Genomic DNA, 16,049 nt, shown 5'->3' on the forward strand with positions numbered 1-16,049 from the left:
GTTGGAGGGTGAGCAATGGCCCGGACGCAGACAGCTTCTCCCGCACGGACAGCGCCGCAAGCATGGACAGCGCCGACGCCGGCCAGCCCCGTCCGCTGCCTTCAGCCTTTACCGAGGTCATGGCACAGTTCCGTCGCTACCTGGAGGGCGAACGCGCGAGGTCAGGGCACACTGTGCGCGCCTATCTGGCCGGCCTGGAGAGCCTTTTCACGTTCGCCGCACGCGAAGGAATCGAAACCCCCGCCCAGCTGGAACTGGGCACGCTGCGCCGTTGGCTCGGCGGGCAGAGCGAGGCGGGACGGTCCCGGGCAACCCTGGCCCGGCACACCGCCACGGTCCGGACGTTCACCTCCTGGGCGCTGCGCGAGGAGCTGATCGCCACAGACCCCGCCGTCCGGCTGCAGGCGCCCAAGCGGGAACGGACACTTCCCGGTGTGCTCCGGCAAGGACAGCTGGGCCGCATCTTCGAGCGCCTCTCCGAGGCCGCAGCCGACGGCGCACCCCTTCCGCTGCGCGACCGGGCCATGGTGGAACTGCTGTATGCCACGGGGATCCGCGTGGGCGAACTCGCGGGACTGGACATCGATGACCTGGACACGGACCGCCGCACTCTCCGTGTCCTCGGCAAAGGCAACAAGGAACGGACGGTGCCGTACGGGCTGCCTGCCGCGACCGCCGTCGACGACTGGCTCCGCCGCGGACGGCCGAAGCTCGCCGCCGGGCATAGCGGACCGGCGCTCTTCCTCGGGGCACGCGGCGGCCGGATTGACCAGCGGCAGGCACGCAGCGTGGTGAAGGAACTGCTGGAGGGGCTCGGCGACACTTCGGCCACCGGCCCGCACGCCCTCCGTCACTCGGCCGCCACCCACCTGCTCGACGGCGGGGCAGACCTGAGGGCGGTCCAGGAAATCCTGGGCCACAGCAGCCTGGCGACCACCCAGATCTATACCCATGTTTCCGTGGAGCGGCTCCGCGCGAGTTACCGGCAGGCCCATCCGCGGGCCTGACCCGAACATTTGGTCAACGAGGAAAACCGCGCTGGCGCAAACGCGGTGCTTACGGCAAAATGAAAGCAATGTCCCGGAACTCTCAAGCATTGCTTGAAGCTTTCAAGTCCCGGGCAACAATTTCATAGTCTGGCGAATACAGTCCGGCAGGGGAGAACCCGGTCACCGGCTCGGCAACCATCCAGGCAGAGGTCGTTGGGGAAGACGTACCTACAGCTATGGAGGATGGAATGTCTGTTGCAATGACCCGCGGTGTCCTTTTTGTGCACTCGGCCCCGACGGCACTGTGCCCGCATGTGGAGTGGGCCATCGGATCGGTCGTGGACAAGCGCACTGATCTGGACTGGACCCCCCAGCCTGCCGCGCCCGGAATGTTCCGGGCCGAATTGTCGTGGCTCGGTGCCCCCGGAACCGGTGCCCAGCTGGCGTCGACGCTCCGCGGCTGGGCCCACCTGCGCTACGAAGTGACCGAGGAACCAAGCCAGGGCGTGGACGGCGGCCGGTGGTCGCATACCCCCGAACTGGGCATCTTCCACGCCGTCACCGATGTGCACGGCAACATCATGGTCAGCGAAGACCGCATCCGTTACGCCTATGAATCCGGTGCCGGGGACCCCGCCGCCGTCTACCATGAGCTTTCCCTGGCGCTTGGCGAGGCGTGGGACGAGGAGCTTGAGCCGTTCCGCCATGCTGCCGAAGGCGCGCCCGTGCGCTGGCTGCACCAGGTCGGCTGAGCAGCGCGGTCGACGAGCCGCGGCAGCGGACACTCCATAGCAACGGAAGAGGGCCCCACCAATTGGTGGGGCCCTCTTCCTGCCTCAGTGCGGAGCTGCTAGACACTCCGCACGGCGATGACGGCATTGTGGCCGCCGAAGCCGAAGGAGTTGCTCAGAGCCACGATGTCGCCGCCCGGCAGGGTGCGGGCGGAGGTGACGACGTCGAGCGGGATCTCCGGGTCCTGGTTCTCCAGGTTGATGGTCAGCGGGGCCTGGCGCTCGTACACGGCCAGGACCGTCAGCACAGCTTCCACCGCGCCCGAGGCGCCCAGAAGGTGGCCCATCTGGGACTTCGTCGCGGAGACGGCCACGTTGTCCACGTGGGCACCGAGTGCGGCGCGGAGTGCGGTGTACTCGGGCTTGTCGCCGACCGGGGTGGAGGTGGCGTGGGCGTTGACGTGTACAACGTCTTCGGCCTGTATCCGGCCATCGAACATGGCGGCCTTCAGGGCACGGGTGGCACCAAGGCCCTCGGGGTCCGGGGCGGTGATGTGGTAGGCATCGGCCGTGACCGACGTGCCGGCCAGTTCGCCATAGATGCGGGCACCGCGGGCGAGTGCGTGTTCCTCGGCCTCCAGCACCAGTGCGCCGGCGCCTTCACCCATGACGAAGCCGTCACGGTCGAGGTCGTAGGGGCGCGAGGCGTGCTCGGGATCGTCGTTGCGGCGGGAGAGGGCCTGCATCGAGGAGAACGCGGCGAGCGGCATCGGGTGGATGGCTGCTTCCGCGCCGCCGCACATGACCACGTCGGCCTTGCCGGAGCGGATCAGGTCCAGGCCCAGGTGCAGGGCTTCGGTGCCGGAAGCACAGGCCGAGACCGGGGTGTGCGCACCGGCGCGGGCCCCGAGGTCGAGGCTGACGGCGGCAGCCACGCCGTTGGGCATGAGCATCGGAACCGTCATCGGAAGGACGCGGCGCGGTCCTTTTTCCTTCAGGGTGTCCCAGGCGTCAAGAAGGGTCCACACGCCGCCGATGCCCGTGGCGAAGGCGACGGCAAGGCGGTCGTGGTCGATATCCGTGATGCCGGCGTCGGCCCAAGCTTCACGGGCCGCGATCACACCGAACTGCGTGGACGGGTCCATGCGCTTGGCTTCGACACGGGTGAGCACATCCAGGGCCGGCGTCGAGCACCGTGCGGCAAAGTGGACGGGAAGGTCGTACTTGGCCACCCACTCGTCGTCGAGCGTGTGGGCCCCGGAGACCCCTTTAAGCGCGTTCTTCCACATTGTGGGAACGTCGCCACCGATGGGAGTGGTGGCCCCCAGACCGGTAATGACTACTTTGCGTGCCATGCGATCACTCTCTGTCGGATATCAGCCTGCTCGACTGCGGTTCCTCGCAGGGCAGGAAAACTTGGGTAATGCGGCTGTGCCGGGCGCGGGAGGCGTGCACCCGGGCCCGGCACAGCTGGGCCAGGACTAGGCCTGGGCGCTTGCGATGAAGTTGACGGCGTCGCCGACGGTCTTCAGGTTCTTGACCTCTTCGTCCGGGATGCGGACGCCGAACTTCTCTTCGGCGTTGACGACGATGGTCATCATGGAAATGGAGTCGATGTCGAGGTCCTCGGTGAAGGACTTGTCCAGCTCGACGGCGTCTGCTGCCAGGCCGGTCTCTTCGTTGACGATTTCAGCCAGGCCGGCCAGGATTTCTTCGTTGCTAGCCATTGTTGGCTCCTTTTCTTGTTGTGCCGGCTACGCCGGAAACGGGGGCAAACCGCGGATACGGTTTGGTTTTCAAGGTCATGTTCACTGCATGCCTGCCGCAGTCAGGTTACGGCAGGACCACCACCTGGGCGCCGAAAACGAGGCCGGCACCGAAGCCGATCTGCAGGGAAAGCCCGCCGCTGAGCTGCGGGTTCTCCTGCAGGAGCCGGTGCGTGGCCAGCGGAATCGATGCCGCGGAGGTGTTGCCCGATTCGGCGATGTCGCGGGCGACAACCACCGTTTCGGGAAGCTTGAGCTTCTTGACCATCTCGTCGATGATCCGCATGTTCGCCTGGTGCGGCACGAACGCCGCAAGGTCCGAGGCTTCGATGCCGGCCGCGTCCAGGGCCTGCTGGGCCACCTTCGCCATTTCCCAAACGGCCCAACGGAAGACGGTCTGCCCGTCCTGGCGGAGCGTGGGCCAGATGTCCTGGGTGGCCGAGATGATGGCGAGGTCGTCCGTTTCGTCCGAGTGCCGGGCGGACTCGCCAAGCTTGCGGACTTCGTCAAGGGAGTGGGTCATGCCGATGGCGTTCCACTTGCTGCCGTCCGAACCCCAGACCGACTGGCCGATGCCCGGCGTTTCCGAGGGGCCGATGACGACCGCACCGGCGCCGTCGCCGAGCAGGAAGGAGATGGTGCGTTCGTGGTTGTCGATGACGTCCGAGAGCTTCTCGGCGCCGACCACCAGGACGTACTGTGCCGCGCCGGAACGGACCAGCGCGTCGCCCTGGGCGATGCCATAGCAGTAGCCGGCGCACGCCGCCGAGATGTCAAAGGCCGCGGCCGGCGTCGCGCCGAGCCGGTCGGTCAGTGCCGCGGCGGCGGATGGTGTGGCGTAGGGGTGCGTGACGGTGGAGACGATCACGGCGCCCAGCTGGGCGGCGTCGATGCCTGCCTGTTCCAGGGCTTCGCGGGCCGCGCCTTCGGCCATGTCAATCACGCTGGTCTCCGCGGGTGCGCGGTGCCGGGTGACGATGCCCGTGCGCTGGCGGATCCATTCGTCGGAGGAATCGATCCACTGGCAGACGTCGTCGTTGGTGACGATCACGTCGGGCCGGTGGGCGCCGATGCCAAGGATCCGGGAGAACTCGTTGACCGGAGCCTGCTTGAGAGCCGGTGCGCTCATGCGGGGGCCTCCAGTTCAGCGAAGAGTGCCAGTGCCGCGGACAGGTCGTCCGGCGTCTTCACGGCGACGGTCTTGACGCCGGGCATGCCGCGCTTGGCCAGGCCGGCGAGGGTGCCTGCCGGGGCCAGTTCGATCAGGCCGGTGACGCCGCGCTGCACGAGGTTTTCCATGCACAGGTCCCATCGGACCGGACGGGATACTTGGGCGATCAGGCTCGCGACGGCGGCATCGCCGTCGGTGACCTCGCCGCCGTCGAAGTTCGACAGCAGCGGAACGGTTGGCGCCTGCGGTTTCAGGGACGGGCGGAGCGTCTCGAGGGCGTCCACTGCCGGTGCCATGTGGGCGGTGTGGAAGGCGCCTGCCACCTTGAGCGGGATGACCCGGGCCTTCGCCGGCGGGTTGTCCGCGAGGGCCTGGAGCTGCTCGAACGTACCCGCGGCCACGGTCTGGCCCGCGCCGTTCACGTTGGCCGGCGCTGCGCCGGAAGCCTCAATTGCCGCCAGGACTTCGGCCGGGTCGCCTCCCACCACGGCGCTCATGCCGGTGGGGGTAACGGCCGCGGCGGCAGCCATGTTGTTTGCGCGTTCGCGCACAAAGGTCATGGCGTCATCTTCGCTGAGCACCCCGGCGAGGGCGGATGCGGTGATCTCACCGACCGAGTGCCCGGCGAGAACCACCGGGAGGGTGCTGAGTTCGACGTCGAACAGCGACTTCGCGGCGACCAGCCCGGCGGCGACGATCAAGGGCTGCGCGACGGCGGTGTCCTTGATCGTTTCCTCGTCCGAGGTGGTGCCGTGGGCCTTGAGGTCGATCCCGGCAATTTCGCTCAGGGCAGCCAGGTGGCCTTCGACGGAAGGCAGCTCCAGCCACGGGGCCAGGAATCCAGGGGTTTGCGAGCCCTGTCCAGGGCAGACGATTGCAAGCACGTAACCAGCTTTCCAAATTGCCGCGTGATCCAACGGTGTTTTCGTACACCAAGCTCACTGGGACGGTTTGTAGGAAGTCTACAACGACTCAGTTGCCGTTCCGGGAACCATGACGCTCCGCAGACGCCTTGGGCGGGCTGGAAAGCCGCCCCACGACGAGGGCTGTTTGAAGCACGAAGGCCTCCCGGGGAAGCAGCGGATCCCAGCCCGTCACATCGCAGACGCGCTTGAGCCGGTACCGCACCGTGTTGGCATGGACGAACAGTTCGCGGGCAGTGGCTTCCAGGGAATGGCCCAGCTCAAGGTAGGTTCCGAGCGTCTCGACCAGGCCGTTGGAGGCGGCGATGAGCGGCCGGTAGATGTTCTTGATCAGGGAGCGGCGGGCGGCGTCGTCGCCGGACACCACGCGTTCGGGAAGCAGATCTTCGGCGGCGACCGGACGCGGGGCCGACGGCCAGGCGCGGGCCGCGGTCAGCCCGGCAAAGGCGGCTTGCGCCGAGCTGCTGGCCTCCAGCAGCGAACCCGCTTCGGGGCCGTAAACGACTGGCCCGGGGGCGAACAGTTCGCTCAGCTTCAAGTAGGCGTTGTCCCGGTCGTGGACCCCGCCGAGGATCAGGATCAGCCGGTCTCCCTGGATGCCCACCAGGGCGTCCTCCGCGAAGCGCCCGGCCGTGCGGCGCAGTTCGCTGACGTAGCTGGCGCTCGGCTCGGAGGGGGAATTGCCCACCATGACGGTGAACCGTTCCTGCGCCTTCCAGCCCAGCGCCGCGATGCGGGAGCGCAGGGCATCGGTGTTCTCGCCGCGTAGGATCGCATCGACAATCAGGGCCTCGAGCCGGGTGTCCCAGGACCCGCGGGATTCCGCGGCGCGCGCATAGACGTCGGCTGCCGCGAAGGCCACCTCGCGCGAGTAGCGCAGCACCGCTTCGCGCAGGGACGGCTGGTCCGGTTCAGGGGCGATCACCGGGACCTGGTTTTCCACGACTTCCACCACGATCCGGATCAGCTGCAGGGCCTTCTGCAGGCTGATGGAGCGCGTGAGCTCGGTGGGAGCGTTGCCGAACACGTCGGTGAGGATCCACGAGGGCGAGCTGGGCCGCTCGTACCACGTGACGAACGCGGCGATGCCGTTCTGGGCCACCAATCCCAGTGCCGAGCGTTCATCGGCGCTCAGCCTGGTGTACCAGGGGAGGGACTTCTCCAACTGCCGCATGGTGGTGGTGGACAACTGGCCAACATTCGCGCGGAGCCGTTTGAGGGTTTCGGCTTTCTCGGGGGAGACCGCACGCGATGGCGCCTTGCGTTTCGCGGAGGTAGGGGTGGGCTCTGCCATGCCATGAGCATACGGCGCGCGCCACGCAAGCTCCATTTGTGCGAAGGCTACAAGCCGGGCGGCCGCTCTGGCCCGGGTTGCCGGCCCCGGCGCCTGGGACCGCTTAAACGCCCGACGGCGGCCCCCGCCTTTCGGTGGGACCGCCGCCCGGTGTTGCCGGTTGGTTAGCTGTCGCCGCCGGCGCCGCCGGTGGTTCCCGCGTTGACGTCGAGCAGACGGTACTTCTCGATCGCCAGGCCCGGGGCCGAGGAGTCGACCTTGCCCTGCTGCGCCAGCAGCTGGAGGGTCTTGGCGACGATCGAGTGGGTGTCGTTCTTGAAGAAGCGACGGGCCGCGGCACGGGTGTCCGAGAAGCCGAAACCGTCGGCGCCCAGGGCCGCGAAGTCGTTCGGGATGAACTGGCGGATCTGGTCCGGCACGGCCTTCATGTAGTCCGACACGGCAACCACGGGGCCCTCGGCCCCGGCGAGCTGCTGGGTGACGAAAGGCACCTGGGCTGCTTCACCCGGGTTCAGGAAGGCCTGCTCCTCCGCGGCGAGGCCGTCGCGGCGCAGTTCGTTCCAGGAGGTGACGGACCAGACGTCGGCTGCCACGTTCCATTCCTCGTCGAGGATGCGCTGGGCTTCCAACGCCCACGGCACGGACACGCCGGAGGCGAGGATCTGGGCCTTCGGACGGTCCGCGGAGCCGTTGGCGGCCGCCGCGAGCCGGTAGATGCCCTTGAGGAGGCCATTGACATCGAGATCTTCGGGCTCGGCGGGCTGCACGATCGGCTCGTTGTACACGGTCAGGTAGTACATGAGGTTGCGGTCGGCCGACTCCGGACCGTACATCCGCTCCAGGCCGTCGCGGATGATGTGCCCGATTTCGTAACCGTAGGCGGGGTCGTAGGTGACCACGGCCGGGTTTGTGGAGGCCAGGATCGGGGAGTGGCCGTCGGCGTGCTGCAGGCCTTCACCGGTCAGGGTGGTGCGTCCTGCGGTGGCGCCGATGATGAAGCCACGCGTCATCTGGTCCGCGGCCGCCCAGAAGGAGTCGCCCGTGCGCTGGAAACCGAACATCGAGTAGAACACGTAGATCGGAACCAGGGGCTCGCCGTGGGTGGCGTAGGAGGTGCCGGCAGCAGTGAACGCCGCGACGGCGCCGGCCTCGTTGATGCCAGGGTGGATCAGCTGCCCGGCCGGGGACTCCTTGTATGCGAGCACGAGGTCGCGGTCCACGGACAGGTAGTTCTGGCCCTTCGGGTTGTAGATCTTCGCCGTCGGGAAGAAGGCGTCCATGCCGAAGGTGCGGGATTCGTCCGGAACAACCGGGACGAAGCGCGCGCCGAAGTTCTTGTCCCGCATGAGGTCCTTGAGCAGGCGCACGAAGGCCATGGTGGTGGCCGCCTGCTGCTTGCCCGAACCGCGTTTGGCGACGTCGTAGGACTTTGCCTCCGGCAGCGCCACCTCGCTGTGCTTGGTGCGCCGCTCCGGCAGGAAGCCGCCGAGGTCCGCACGGCGTTCCATCAGGTACTTGATCTCCGGGGCGTCCATGCCCGGGTGGTAGTACGGGGGACGGTAAGGATCGGCTTCGAGCTGTTCGTCAGTGATCGGGATGCGCAGGTAGTCGCGGAACGCCTTCAGGTCCTCGAGGGTCAGCTTCTTCATCTGGTGGGTCGCGTTGCGGCCCTCGAAATGCGGGCCCAGGCCGTAACCCTTGACGGTCTTGGCGAGGATGACGGTGGGCTTGCCCTTGAATTCCGTGGCTGCCTTGTAGGCGGCGTAAACCTTGCGGTAGTCGTGGCCGCCTCGCTTGAGCTGCCAGATCTGCTCGTCCGAGAAGTCGGCAACCATGTCCTTCGTGGCCGGGGTCTTGCCGAAGAAGTGCTCGCGCACGAATCCGCCGGACTCGGCCTTGTAGGTCTGGTAGTCGCCGTCGAGGGTCTCGTTCATGATGTTCACGAGGGAACCGTCGGAGTCCTTGGCGAGCAGGTCGTCCCACTCGCGGCCCCAGACGACCTTGATGACGTTCCAGCCGGCACCGCGGAAGAACGCTTCGAGTTCCTGCATGATCTTGCCGTTGCCGCGGACCGGCCCGTCCAGGCGCTGGAGGTTGCAGTTGACGACGAAGTTCAGGTTGTCCAGGTTCTCGTTCGCGGCGAGCTGGAGCAGGCCGCGGGATTCCGGCTCGTCCATTTCACCGTCGCCGAGGAAGGCCCAGACTTGCTGCTCGGAGGTGTCCTTGATGCCCCGGCCCTGCAGGTAGCGGTTCGCCTGGGCCTGGTAGATCGCGTTCATCGGGCCGATGCCCATGGAGACCGTGGGGAATTCCCAGAAGGCCGGCATCAGGCGCGGGTGCGGGTAGGAGGACAGCGCGTGGCCCTCCTTGGACTTCTCCTGGCGGAAACCGTCGAGGTCTTCCTCGCTCAGGCGTCCTTCCATGAAGGCGCGGGCGTACATGCCGGGGGAGGCGTGTCCCTGGAAGAACACCTGGTCTCCGCCGGAGGGGTGGTCCTTGCCGCGGAAGAAGTGGTTGAAGCCGACTTCGTAAAGGGTGGCGGCGCCGGCGTAGGTGGAGATGTGTCCGCCCACTCCGATGTCCGAACGCTGCGCGCGGTGCACCATCACTGCCGCGTTCCAACGCATGTATGCCCGGTACCGGCGTTCGAATTCTTCGTTGCCCGGGAACTGTGCTTCCTGGTCCGCCGGGATGGTGTTTACATAGTCCGTCGTCGTGACCATGGGGACTCCCACGGACTGCGCGCCGGCGCGCTGCAACAGACTGCGCATGATGTACTGTGCGCGTTCGGTTCCCTGCTCCTTGATCAAGGTGTCCAGGGACTCAATCCATTCCGCGGTCTCTTCCGGATCACGATCAGGCAGCTGGGCAGTCAACCCGCTGAGGATGTGTGAGGTCTCTTCTCCTGCAGCCACGTCCAACCTCTCTTTTGGCGCACGTAGCGGCGCCTCAAGTCCGGCAGGGTAGCTGCCTGTCATGAACGCGTCGTGTGCGACATCTCGGTTACAACAGCCCGGTCAGGTATGCCGGGCAGGTTCTCAAAAGCCACGGCTGCGCATACTTGGGGCGGTTGCCCTGCAGCCGAAGTGCTTACTGGCCACTGTAGCTTTGTCGATGCTGGGATGCGTAGCCGCGCAGGCCCTTTTCGCGTGATGTGACTGACGGTCCGCGCTGCTTTTGCTGCGGTGGCGCTGACACGGAAACGGGCCCGTCGGGCGATAATGGCTTGAAGCAAGCACCCAAAGGGTGTTGGCTGGTAGTAATGGAAATCACTTCAAAGGAGGAAAACGTGAGCGAGGCCGACGCCGCCACATCGGTAAATGTGGCGGAAAGATTGGGTTTCAAGGACGGGGATCTGATTCAAGAGTTCGGTTACGACGATGACGTCGACTTCGACTTGCGTGACGACATAGAGGAGCTGACAGGCTCCGATCTCCTCGACGAGGACGACCATGAAGTCGTGGACGCCGTCATTTTCTGGTGGCGCGACGGCGACGGGGACCTCGTGGACGCTTTGGTGGATTCCCAGACGACACTGAGCGAGGGCGGCGTGGTGTGGGTCCTGACCCCCAAGTCCGGCCGCCCGAACCATGTTTCCCCTTCTGACATCCAGGACGCCGCACCCACGGCCGGCCTGCACTGCACTACCTCCGCCGGGGTTTCCAAGGACTGGAGCGCCACGCGCCTGGTCGCACGGAAGAAGAACAAGTGACGATCTCCCGGGCCGGCCGGGCAGACCTGCTGCAGGGTGTCCCGGCGGTCGGTGACGAAGCTCCCGACTTCGAACTTGTTAACCAGTACGGCGAACCCGTCCGGCTTTCGGCGCTCAGGGGCCGCAACGTCGTCGTGGTCTTCTTTCCCTTCGCCTTTTCCGGCATCTGTACCGGAGAGCTCTGCGAGATCCGGGACAACCTTGCGGTGTTCGAGGACGTCAACGCCACGGTCCTCGGCGTCTCCGTGGACAGCAAGTTTGCGCAGCGCGCCTACGCCGAAAAAGAAGGCTACAGCTTTGAGCTGCTCGCCGATTTCTGGCCGCACGGCGAGGTCGCGCGGCAGTACGGGGTGTTCGACGCCGGCACCGGCATGGCGCTGCGCGGCACCTTCATCATCGATGCGGCAGGGATCGTCCGGTATGTCGTGGTGAATCCGCGGGGGCAGGCCCGGGACCTGGCCGAGTACCGCAAGGCACTCGCGGGCCTCGGCGCGGCCTGAGAACCCGCGGCGCCCAAGAATGGATGGACGACGGCCCGGGATCGGAACCACCGGACTGGCCAGCGCTGCCCCGGCCGGGACGGCGCCGCTGGACGTGGAAGACCTTCCGCTGATGCGGCGGGCCGCCGCCCTGCTTGGCGGGAAGCGCCTTGCCGTGCTCACCGGGGCGGGCCTCAGCACGGATTCGGGCATCCCGGACTACCGCGGGCCCGGGCCCGGGGCCGCACCGCGCAAGCCCATGACCTATCAGGAGTTCGTCGGGAGCGCGGACAACCGCCGCCGCTACTGGGCGCGCAACCACATCGGCTGGTCCAAGCTGCGGCACGCCGACCCGAACGCCGGCCACTTCGCCGTCGCCCGGTTGGAAGGTCGCGGCCTCATGACCGGTCTCATCACCCAGAATGTGGACCGGCTCCATGAAGACGCCGGAAGCATGAACGTTGTGGATCTCCACGGCCGCTATGACCGCGTGCTGTGCCTCGACGGCGGGCACGGTTTCAGCAGGAAGCTTCTCGGCGGCATCCTCGAGGAGATCAATCCGGGGTTCCTGGAAGCGGCCGAGGCCGAAGGTGTGATCGAGATGGCGCCGGACGCCGACGCCGTTGTGGAAGATCCGGAACTCATCCGCCGCTTTGTCGTTGCGGTGTGCCCGGTGTGCGGCGGGGTGTTGAAACCCGACTTCGTCTACTTCGGCGAGAACGTGCCCAGGGACCGGGTTGAACGTGCCTACGCCATGGTCGACGATGCCGGGGCCCTGCTCGTGGCAGGTTCATCGCTGACCGTGATGAGCGGGCTGCGCTTCGTGCGCCATGCGGCCAAGGCCGGCAAGACCGTCGTGATCATCAACAGGGGAGCGACGCGGGGGGACAGCTTCGCCGAGCTGAAGATAGACGCCGGCACCAGCGCCGCCCTGTCGTGGCTGGCCGACGAACTCCCGGATCTGGACAGCGGCGATTCGCTTTCGGGCGGCCGGATCGGGTAGAGTCTATGTTCGTTGGTTCGGCCGGGACGCCCCGGTGGAAGCACGTTTTGGGTCTTTAGCTCAGCTGGTAGAGCGCCACGTTTACACCGTGGATGTCATCGGTTCGATCCCGGTAGGACCCACCACCGAAGCCCGTCATTCCGCCTTCCAGGCAGCAATGGCGGGCTTCTTTCATGCCCGGACCTGCCAAGCTGAACAGCCCGGGAAATGGATGAGCTCTCCACCGCGACTATTGGGGGATGCCGCGGTGGAGAGCTCGAAAATGAATATACAGTGAATTCCGGGGATTGGGAAGCGTAGGCTTTCCCGGCGCCCGCCGGGGCGGATCGGCAAGTAAGCCATTATGATGGGACTTGTTCACTGGACTGAACAGATTCGTTACGGGTACGGAGTTGAGCCTGTCTTCACGGCTTGTTCAGTCCGGACCAGCCACCGCCAAGGAGAGTCATGGCCGATTCCCGCACTTCCCGTTCCGCAGAGAGTCCGGGCGGATCGTCGCCGGCGCCCGCGGTGACCAGGGCGGCGGCCGTACTGGACGCCTTGGCTGCGGCGCCGTCGGGCCGGCTGACCCTCAGTGACTTGGCACGGGAACTGGGCATCCCGAAGTCTTCCACCTCGAACCTCCTGTTGGCCCTCGAAGAGGCCCGCCTCATCACCCGCGAAGGCGCCGACTTCTCCCTCGGCCGCAAGCTCGTGGAATTGGGCGCAGCCTACCTGAGCCGGCTCGACGAGGTGCAGGAGTTCTACAAGTACTGTGAGCAGGCGCCGACGCTCTCCGGCGAAACAGTGCGCATCGCCATGCGCGACGGCGACCATGTCATCTACCTTGCCCGCTACGAAGGCCACCCTGCCGTGAGGCTGACCTCCAACATCGGCGACAAGATGCCGCTCTCCCTGTGCGCCGTAGGCAAGGCTCTGCTCGCCCAGCTGCACGACCATGACATCGAGGCAATGTTCCCGGACGACCTTGAGCTTCCGGTCATGACGCCCAAATCCCTGCGCTCGGCAGCCGAACTCAAGGCCCAGGTGGCCGAGATCCGGCGGCGCGGCTTCGCCTTCGAGGACGAGGAATCCACCCTCGGCGTCGTCTGCCTCGCCGTGCCGGTGCCGACCCATGGCGCGCACGGACCGAGCCTGGGCCTGTCCGTGACATCCCTCAAGGCGACATATTCCGAGGAGCAGGGTGACCTGATGGTGAAGGAACTCAAGGAGCTTGCGCACTCCTTGGGCAATCCGATGGGCTGATCCGGAAATAAATCAGATTACTCCCTTGAACATTGTTCAACTTGTTGTACGCTGTTCACTATAGTGATTCACGCCACGGCGGCTGACGCTATGCCCAGGCCAACGGGGGCCTGGATGTTCCTGAGGGAGTGCTTGTGACCATTCGTACTAACACTAAGCTCGCCGGTCCGGATGACGCGGTCGTCGATCCGGGCCAGTTGCGGAAAGCCACGCTTGCCAGTTCCGTGGGCTCCGCCCTGGAGTACTACGACTTCTACATCTATGGCCTGGCTTCGGCCTTGATCTTCGGGCCGCTGTTCTTCAAGCCGCTGGGCGACACCGGTGCGCTGATCGCTTCCTTCGCCACCTACGGCGTCGGCTTCGCGGCCCGGCCGTTTGGCGGCATCATCTTCGGCTACATCGGCGACCGTTTCGGCCGCAAGATGGTTCTGCTGCTGACCATCGGCATGATGGGTCTGGCCAGCTTCGCCATCGGCCTGCTGCCCACCTTCGAGCAGGCGGGCATGCTCGGTGCCGTCCTGCTGGTGACCCTGCGGATCGTCCAGGGCCTCGGTGCGGGCGCGGAGCAGGCCGGCGCAACCACGCTCATCTCGGAAGTGGCCCCGCGCCGCCGTCGTGGATTCTTTGCCTCCCTGCCGTTCGTCGGCATCCAGTTGGGCACCCTGCTCGGCGCGGGAACGTTCGCACTGATCGCCCTTGCTGACAAAGCCGTCCTGGAGAGCTGGCTGTGGCGGGTGCCTTTCCTTGCCAGCGTCATCCTGATTGTGGTGGCCGTCTTCATCCGGCTCAAGCTCAAGGAGACCCCGGTCTTCCAGGAACTGGAAAAGCACAAGAACGTGGTCAAGAACCCCGTCGGCGAGCTCTGGAAGCACTCCAAGAAGAACGTGCTGGTCGGCATCGGCCTGCGCATGGGCGAGAACGGAAACTCGTCGATCTACTCGGCCCTCCTCATTGCGTTCCTGTCGGCCAAGGAGGGCATCTTCCCTGGCGACAAGTTCATCGGACCGGTAGGCCTGCTCATCGCCGCCGGATTCGCCGCCGTCATGGTCATCACCTTCGGCGCCCTGTCCGATCGGTTCGGCCGCGTGCCTGTCTACCGCTACGGCGCCCTGTTCCAGGCGCTTATCGCCCTGCCTGCCTTCTACCTGGTGACCCTCGGCAACCCGACGCTCGTCTGGGTCGTCATGGTGGTCGGCATCGCCCTGGGCGTGCAGTCCATGCTCGGCCCGCAGTGTCCGCTGCTGCCCGAACTCTTCGGAGCCCGTTACCGCTTCACCGGAGTTGCCATGAGCCGCGAGATCTCCGCCGTCATTGCAGGTGGCCTGGTGCCGCTGATCGGCGCATCGCTTCTCGCGGCCACCGGATTCTCCTGGCTGGTCCTGGCGGTCTATTCGCTGGTCCTGGCCCTGATCTCCTTCGCCGCGACCTTCTTCACGCCCGAAACGGCGGGGCGGGACCTCCTCGCCATGGAGGACGCGCGCTAAAGGCGGCGTCCAGCACGACGGCGAAGCGGCGGCCCCTTCCGGGGGCCGCCGCTTCGCCGTGTGCGGGCTGATCTCGAGGTCAGTTTTCGAGGTTCCGCGCCGAGCGTGACCGGCAAACAAACGGCCCCGGCGGATACCCGCCGGGGCCGTGCTGTATGGAGGCCGGTTTAGTAGAAGTGCACCGTGTCCACAAGGTGCGGCATTTCCCCGCCCTCCAGGAAGATCCGCAGGTTGCTGCAGAACCGCTCTGCGATCAGGCGGTTCTCGGCGGCGCTCAGGGCCGAGGTGTGCGGGGAGACCATCACCTTCGGGTGGTTCCAGAGCGGGCTGTCCTGGGGAAGGGGCTCCACCGCGAAGACGTCCAGGCAGGCGTAGGAGACCTGGCCGTTCTCCAGCGCCTCGAGCAGGGCTTCTTCGTCAACCACCGTTCCGCGGCCCACGTTCACGAACACGGTGCCCGGTTTCATGGCCGCGAAGACTTCACGGCTGAAGAGCTTCTCGGTGTACGGGGTGCCCGGGAGGGTGTTGACGACGGCGTCGGCGGTGGCGAGCAGTCCGGCGAGCCCGTCGTTCGTGGCAACTTCCTCGATGCCGTCGATCGCCTCAACGTTCCGCTTGGTTCCGCTGACGCGCATGCCCAGTGCCCGGGCAACGCGCGCCGTCTCCATCCCGATTTCGCCCAGGCCGGTTACGACCAGCTTGGAGCCGTTCACCAGCTTGGTCGGGACGCGCAGCTCGGGCCAGACCTTCGCTGCCTGGTCCTGGGCCAGCTCGGCGCTGCGCTTGAAGCCGTTGAGGATGCCGAGGGCGGCGAACTCGGCCAGCGGCAGGGAATGCACGCCCGCCGAAGTGGTGACCTTGAACTTGTCCAGGGTCGCCGTGTCCAGTCCGGAGGCCTTCACGGCTCCGCCGGCGCCGGCGGCCATGGCGTGGATCCATTGCAGGCGCGGGTTGCTCCCTGCGATCCGGGCCAGTCCGGCCGGGCTTTCGTTGGGGAAGCCGTAGAGGACCTCCGCCTTGTTGAGCATGGCCCAGTACCGCTCTTCCTGTTCCGGAGTGCGCTTGAATGCGGGGTCTCCGGAGTGGTCCGCCGGGAATCTCTCCGGGGGGAGGAGGTCTGGTTCGTAGAGAACCGTGATGGCGGGATCGATTGCGCGGATCTGCTCCACATACTCAGCTTCGAGCGGGACGGCGATCGCGATGGTGAGTTCATCAGTCGTCATGCTGTTCATCATACTGAATTGAGGCTAGG

At 66.4% G+C, this 16,049-nt stretch carries 14 protein-coding genes and 1 tRNA gene; 8 read left to right on the plus strand and 7 right to left on the minus strand.

Annotated features, from left to right (window positions below; translation table 11 throughout):
• Window positions 1-119: 119 nt before the first annotated feature.
• Both BLP88_RS14050 and BLP88_RS14055 read left to right on the plus strand, forming a co-directional pair.
• Window positions 120-1,007, plus strand: a complete 888-nt coding sequence (locus BLP88_RS14050; RefSeq protein WP_139163404.1) for a tyrosine recombinase XerC — start codon at window positions 120-122, stop codon at window positions 1,005-1,007.
• A 230-nt stretch (window positions 1,008-1,237) separates the two neighbouring features.
• The gene (locus tag BLP88_RS14055; protein WP_074590148.1) at window positions 1,238-1,741 is read left to right on the plus strand and encodes a DUF3145 domain-containing protein; all 504 of its coding nucleotides are present in this window, start codon (window positions 1,238-1,240) and stop codon (window positions 1,739-1,741) included.
• A gap of 98 nt (window positions 1,742-1,839) precedes the next feature.
• Here the strand turns inward: BLP88_RS14055 and BLP88_RS14060 are convergent, their stop codons facing one another.
• The 6 genes from BLP88_RS14060 to aceE all read right to left on the minus strand — a co-directional run bounded on the left by BLP88_RS14060 (window position 1,840) and on the right by aceE (window position 9,789).
• Complete coding sequence (locus BLP88_RS14060; RefSeq protein ID WP_074590150.1) at window positions 1,840-3,075, minus strand: beta-ketoacyl-[acyl-carrier-protein] synthase family protein; 1,236 nt, start codon at window positions 3,073-3,075, stop codon at window positions 1,840-1,842.
• A gap of 126 nt (window positions 3,076-3,201) precedes the next feature.
• Window positions 3,202-3,447, minus strand: coding sequence for an acyl carrier protein (locus tag BLP88_RS14065; RefSeq protein ID WP_074590152.1), 246 nt, complete (start codon window positions 3,445-3,447; stop codon window positions 3,202-3,204).
• Between the two features lie 106 nt (window positions 3,448-3,553).
• A complete protein-coding gene (locus BLP88_RS14070) occupies window positions 3,554-4,615 on the minus strand; it encodes a beta-ketoacyl-ACP synthase III (protein ID WP_074590153.1) in 1,062 nt (353 codons plus the stop codon).
• Complete coding sequence (locus BLP88_RS14075) at window positions 4,612-5,541, minus strand: ACP S-malonyltransferase (protein WP_175453571.1); 930 nt, start codon at window positions 5,539-5,541, stop codon at window positions 4,612-4,614. Before BLP88_RS14075 ends, BLP88_RS14070 begins: the two co-directional genes overlap by 4 nt.
• Before the next feature lie 88 nt (window positions 5,542-5,629).
• The gene (locus BLP88_RS14080; RefSeq protein ID WP_074590156.1) at window positions 5,630-6,874 is read right to left on the minus strand and encodes a PucR family transcriptional regulator; all 1,245 of its coding nucleotides are present in this window, start codon (window positions 6,872-6,874) and stop codon (window positions 5,630-5,632) included.
• 164 nt (window positions 6,875-7,038) lie between these two features.
• Window positions 7,039-9,789, minus strand: a complete 2,751-nt coding sequence (aceE, locus tag BLP88_RS14085) for a pyruvate dehydrogenase (acetyl-transferring), homodimeric type (RefSeq protein WP_074590228.1) — start codon at window positions 9,787-9,789, stop codon at window positions 7,039-7,041.
• Between the two features lie 374 nt (window positions 9,790-10,163).
• On the opposite strand from aceE, the gene BLP88_RS14090 reads away from it, so the two are divergent.
• The 6 genes from BLP88_RS14090 (at window position 10,164) to BLP88_RS14115 (ending at window position 14,797) form a co-directional block, all read left to right on the plus strand.
• Window positions 10,164-10,586, plus strand: coding sequence for a DUF3052 domain-containing protein (locus BLP88_RS14090; RefSeq protein ID WP_074590232.1), 423 nt, complete (start codon window positions 10,164-10,166; stop codon window positions 10,584-10,586).
• Between the two features lie 2 nt (window positions 10,587-10,588).
• The gene (locus tag BLP88_RS14095) at window positions 10,589-11,086 is read left to right on the plus strand and encodes a peroxiredoxin (protein ID WP_175453574.1); all 498 of its coding nucleotides are present in this window, start codon (window positions 10,589-10,591) and stop codon (window positions 11,084-11,086) included.
• A gap of 19 nt (window positions 11,087-11,105) precedes the next feature.
• Entirely contained in the window at window positions 11,106-12,068 is a 963-nt protein-coding gene (locus BLP88_RS14100; RefSeq protein WP_074590158.1) for an NAD-dependent protein deacetylase, read from the plus strand.
• A gap of 49 nt (window positions 12,069-12,117) precedes the next feature.
• Window positions 12,118-12,193 (plus strand) — tRNA-Val (locus BLP88_RS14105).
• 322 nt (window positions 12,194-12,515) lie between these two features.
• Entirely contained in the window at window positions 12,516-13,313 is a 798-nt protein-coding gene (locus tag BLP88_RS14110; RefSeq protein ID WP_074590160.1) for an IclR family transcriptional regulator, read from the plus strand.
• Between the two features lie 128 nt (window positions 13,314-13,441).
• Window positions 13,442-14,797: an MFS transporter gene (locus tag BLP88_RS14115; RefSeq protein ID WP_074590162.1), complete on the plus strand. Its 1,356-nt coding sequence runs from the start codon at window positions 13,442-13,444 to the stop codon at window positions 14,795-14,797.
• 167 nt (window positions 14,798-14,964) lie between these two features.
• Here BLP88_RS14115 and BLP88_RS14120 read toward each other — a convergent pair whose 3' ends face one another.
• Complete coding sequence (locus tag BLP88_RS14120) at window positions 14,965-16,032, minus strand: D-2-hydroxyacid dehydrogenase (RefSeq protein ID WP_074590164.1); 1,068 nt, start codon at window positions 16,030-16,032, stop codon at window positions 14,965-14,967.
• Between the last annotated feature and the right edge of the window lie 17 nt (window positions 16,033-16,049).

It is taken from the genome of Arthrobacter cupressi, assembly GCF_900099975.1.
Taxonomy (GTDB): Bacteria; Actinomycetota; Actinomycetes; order Actinomycetales; family Micrococcaceae; genus Arthrobacter; species Arthrobacter cupressi.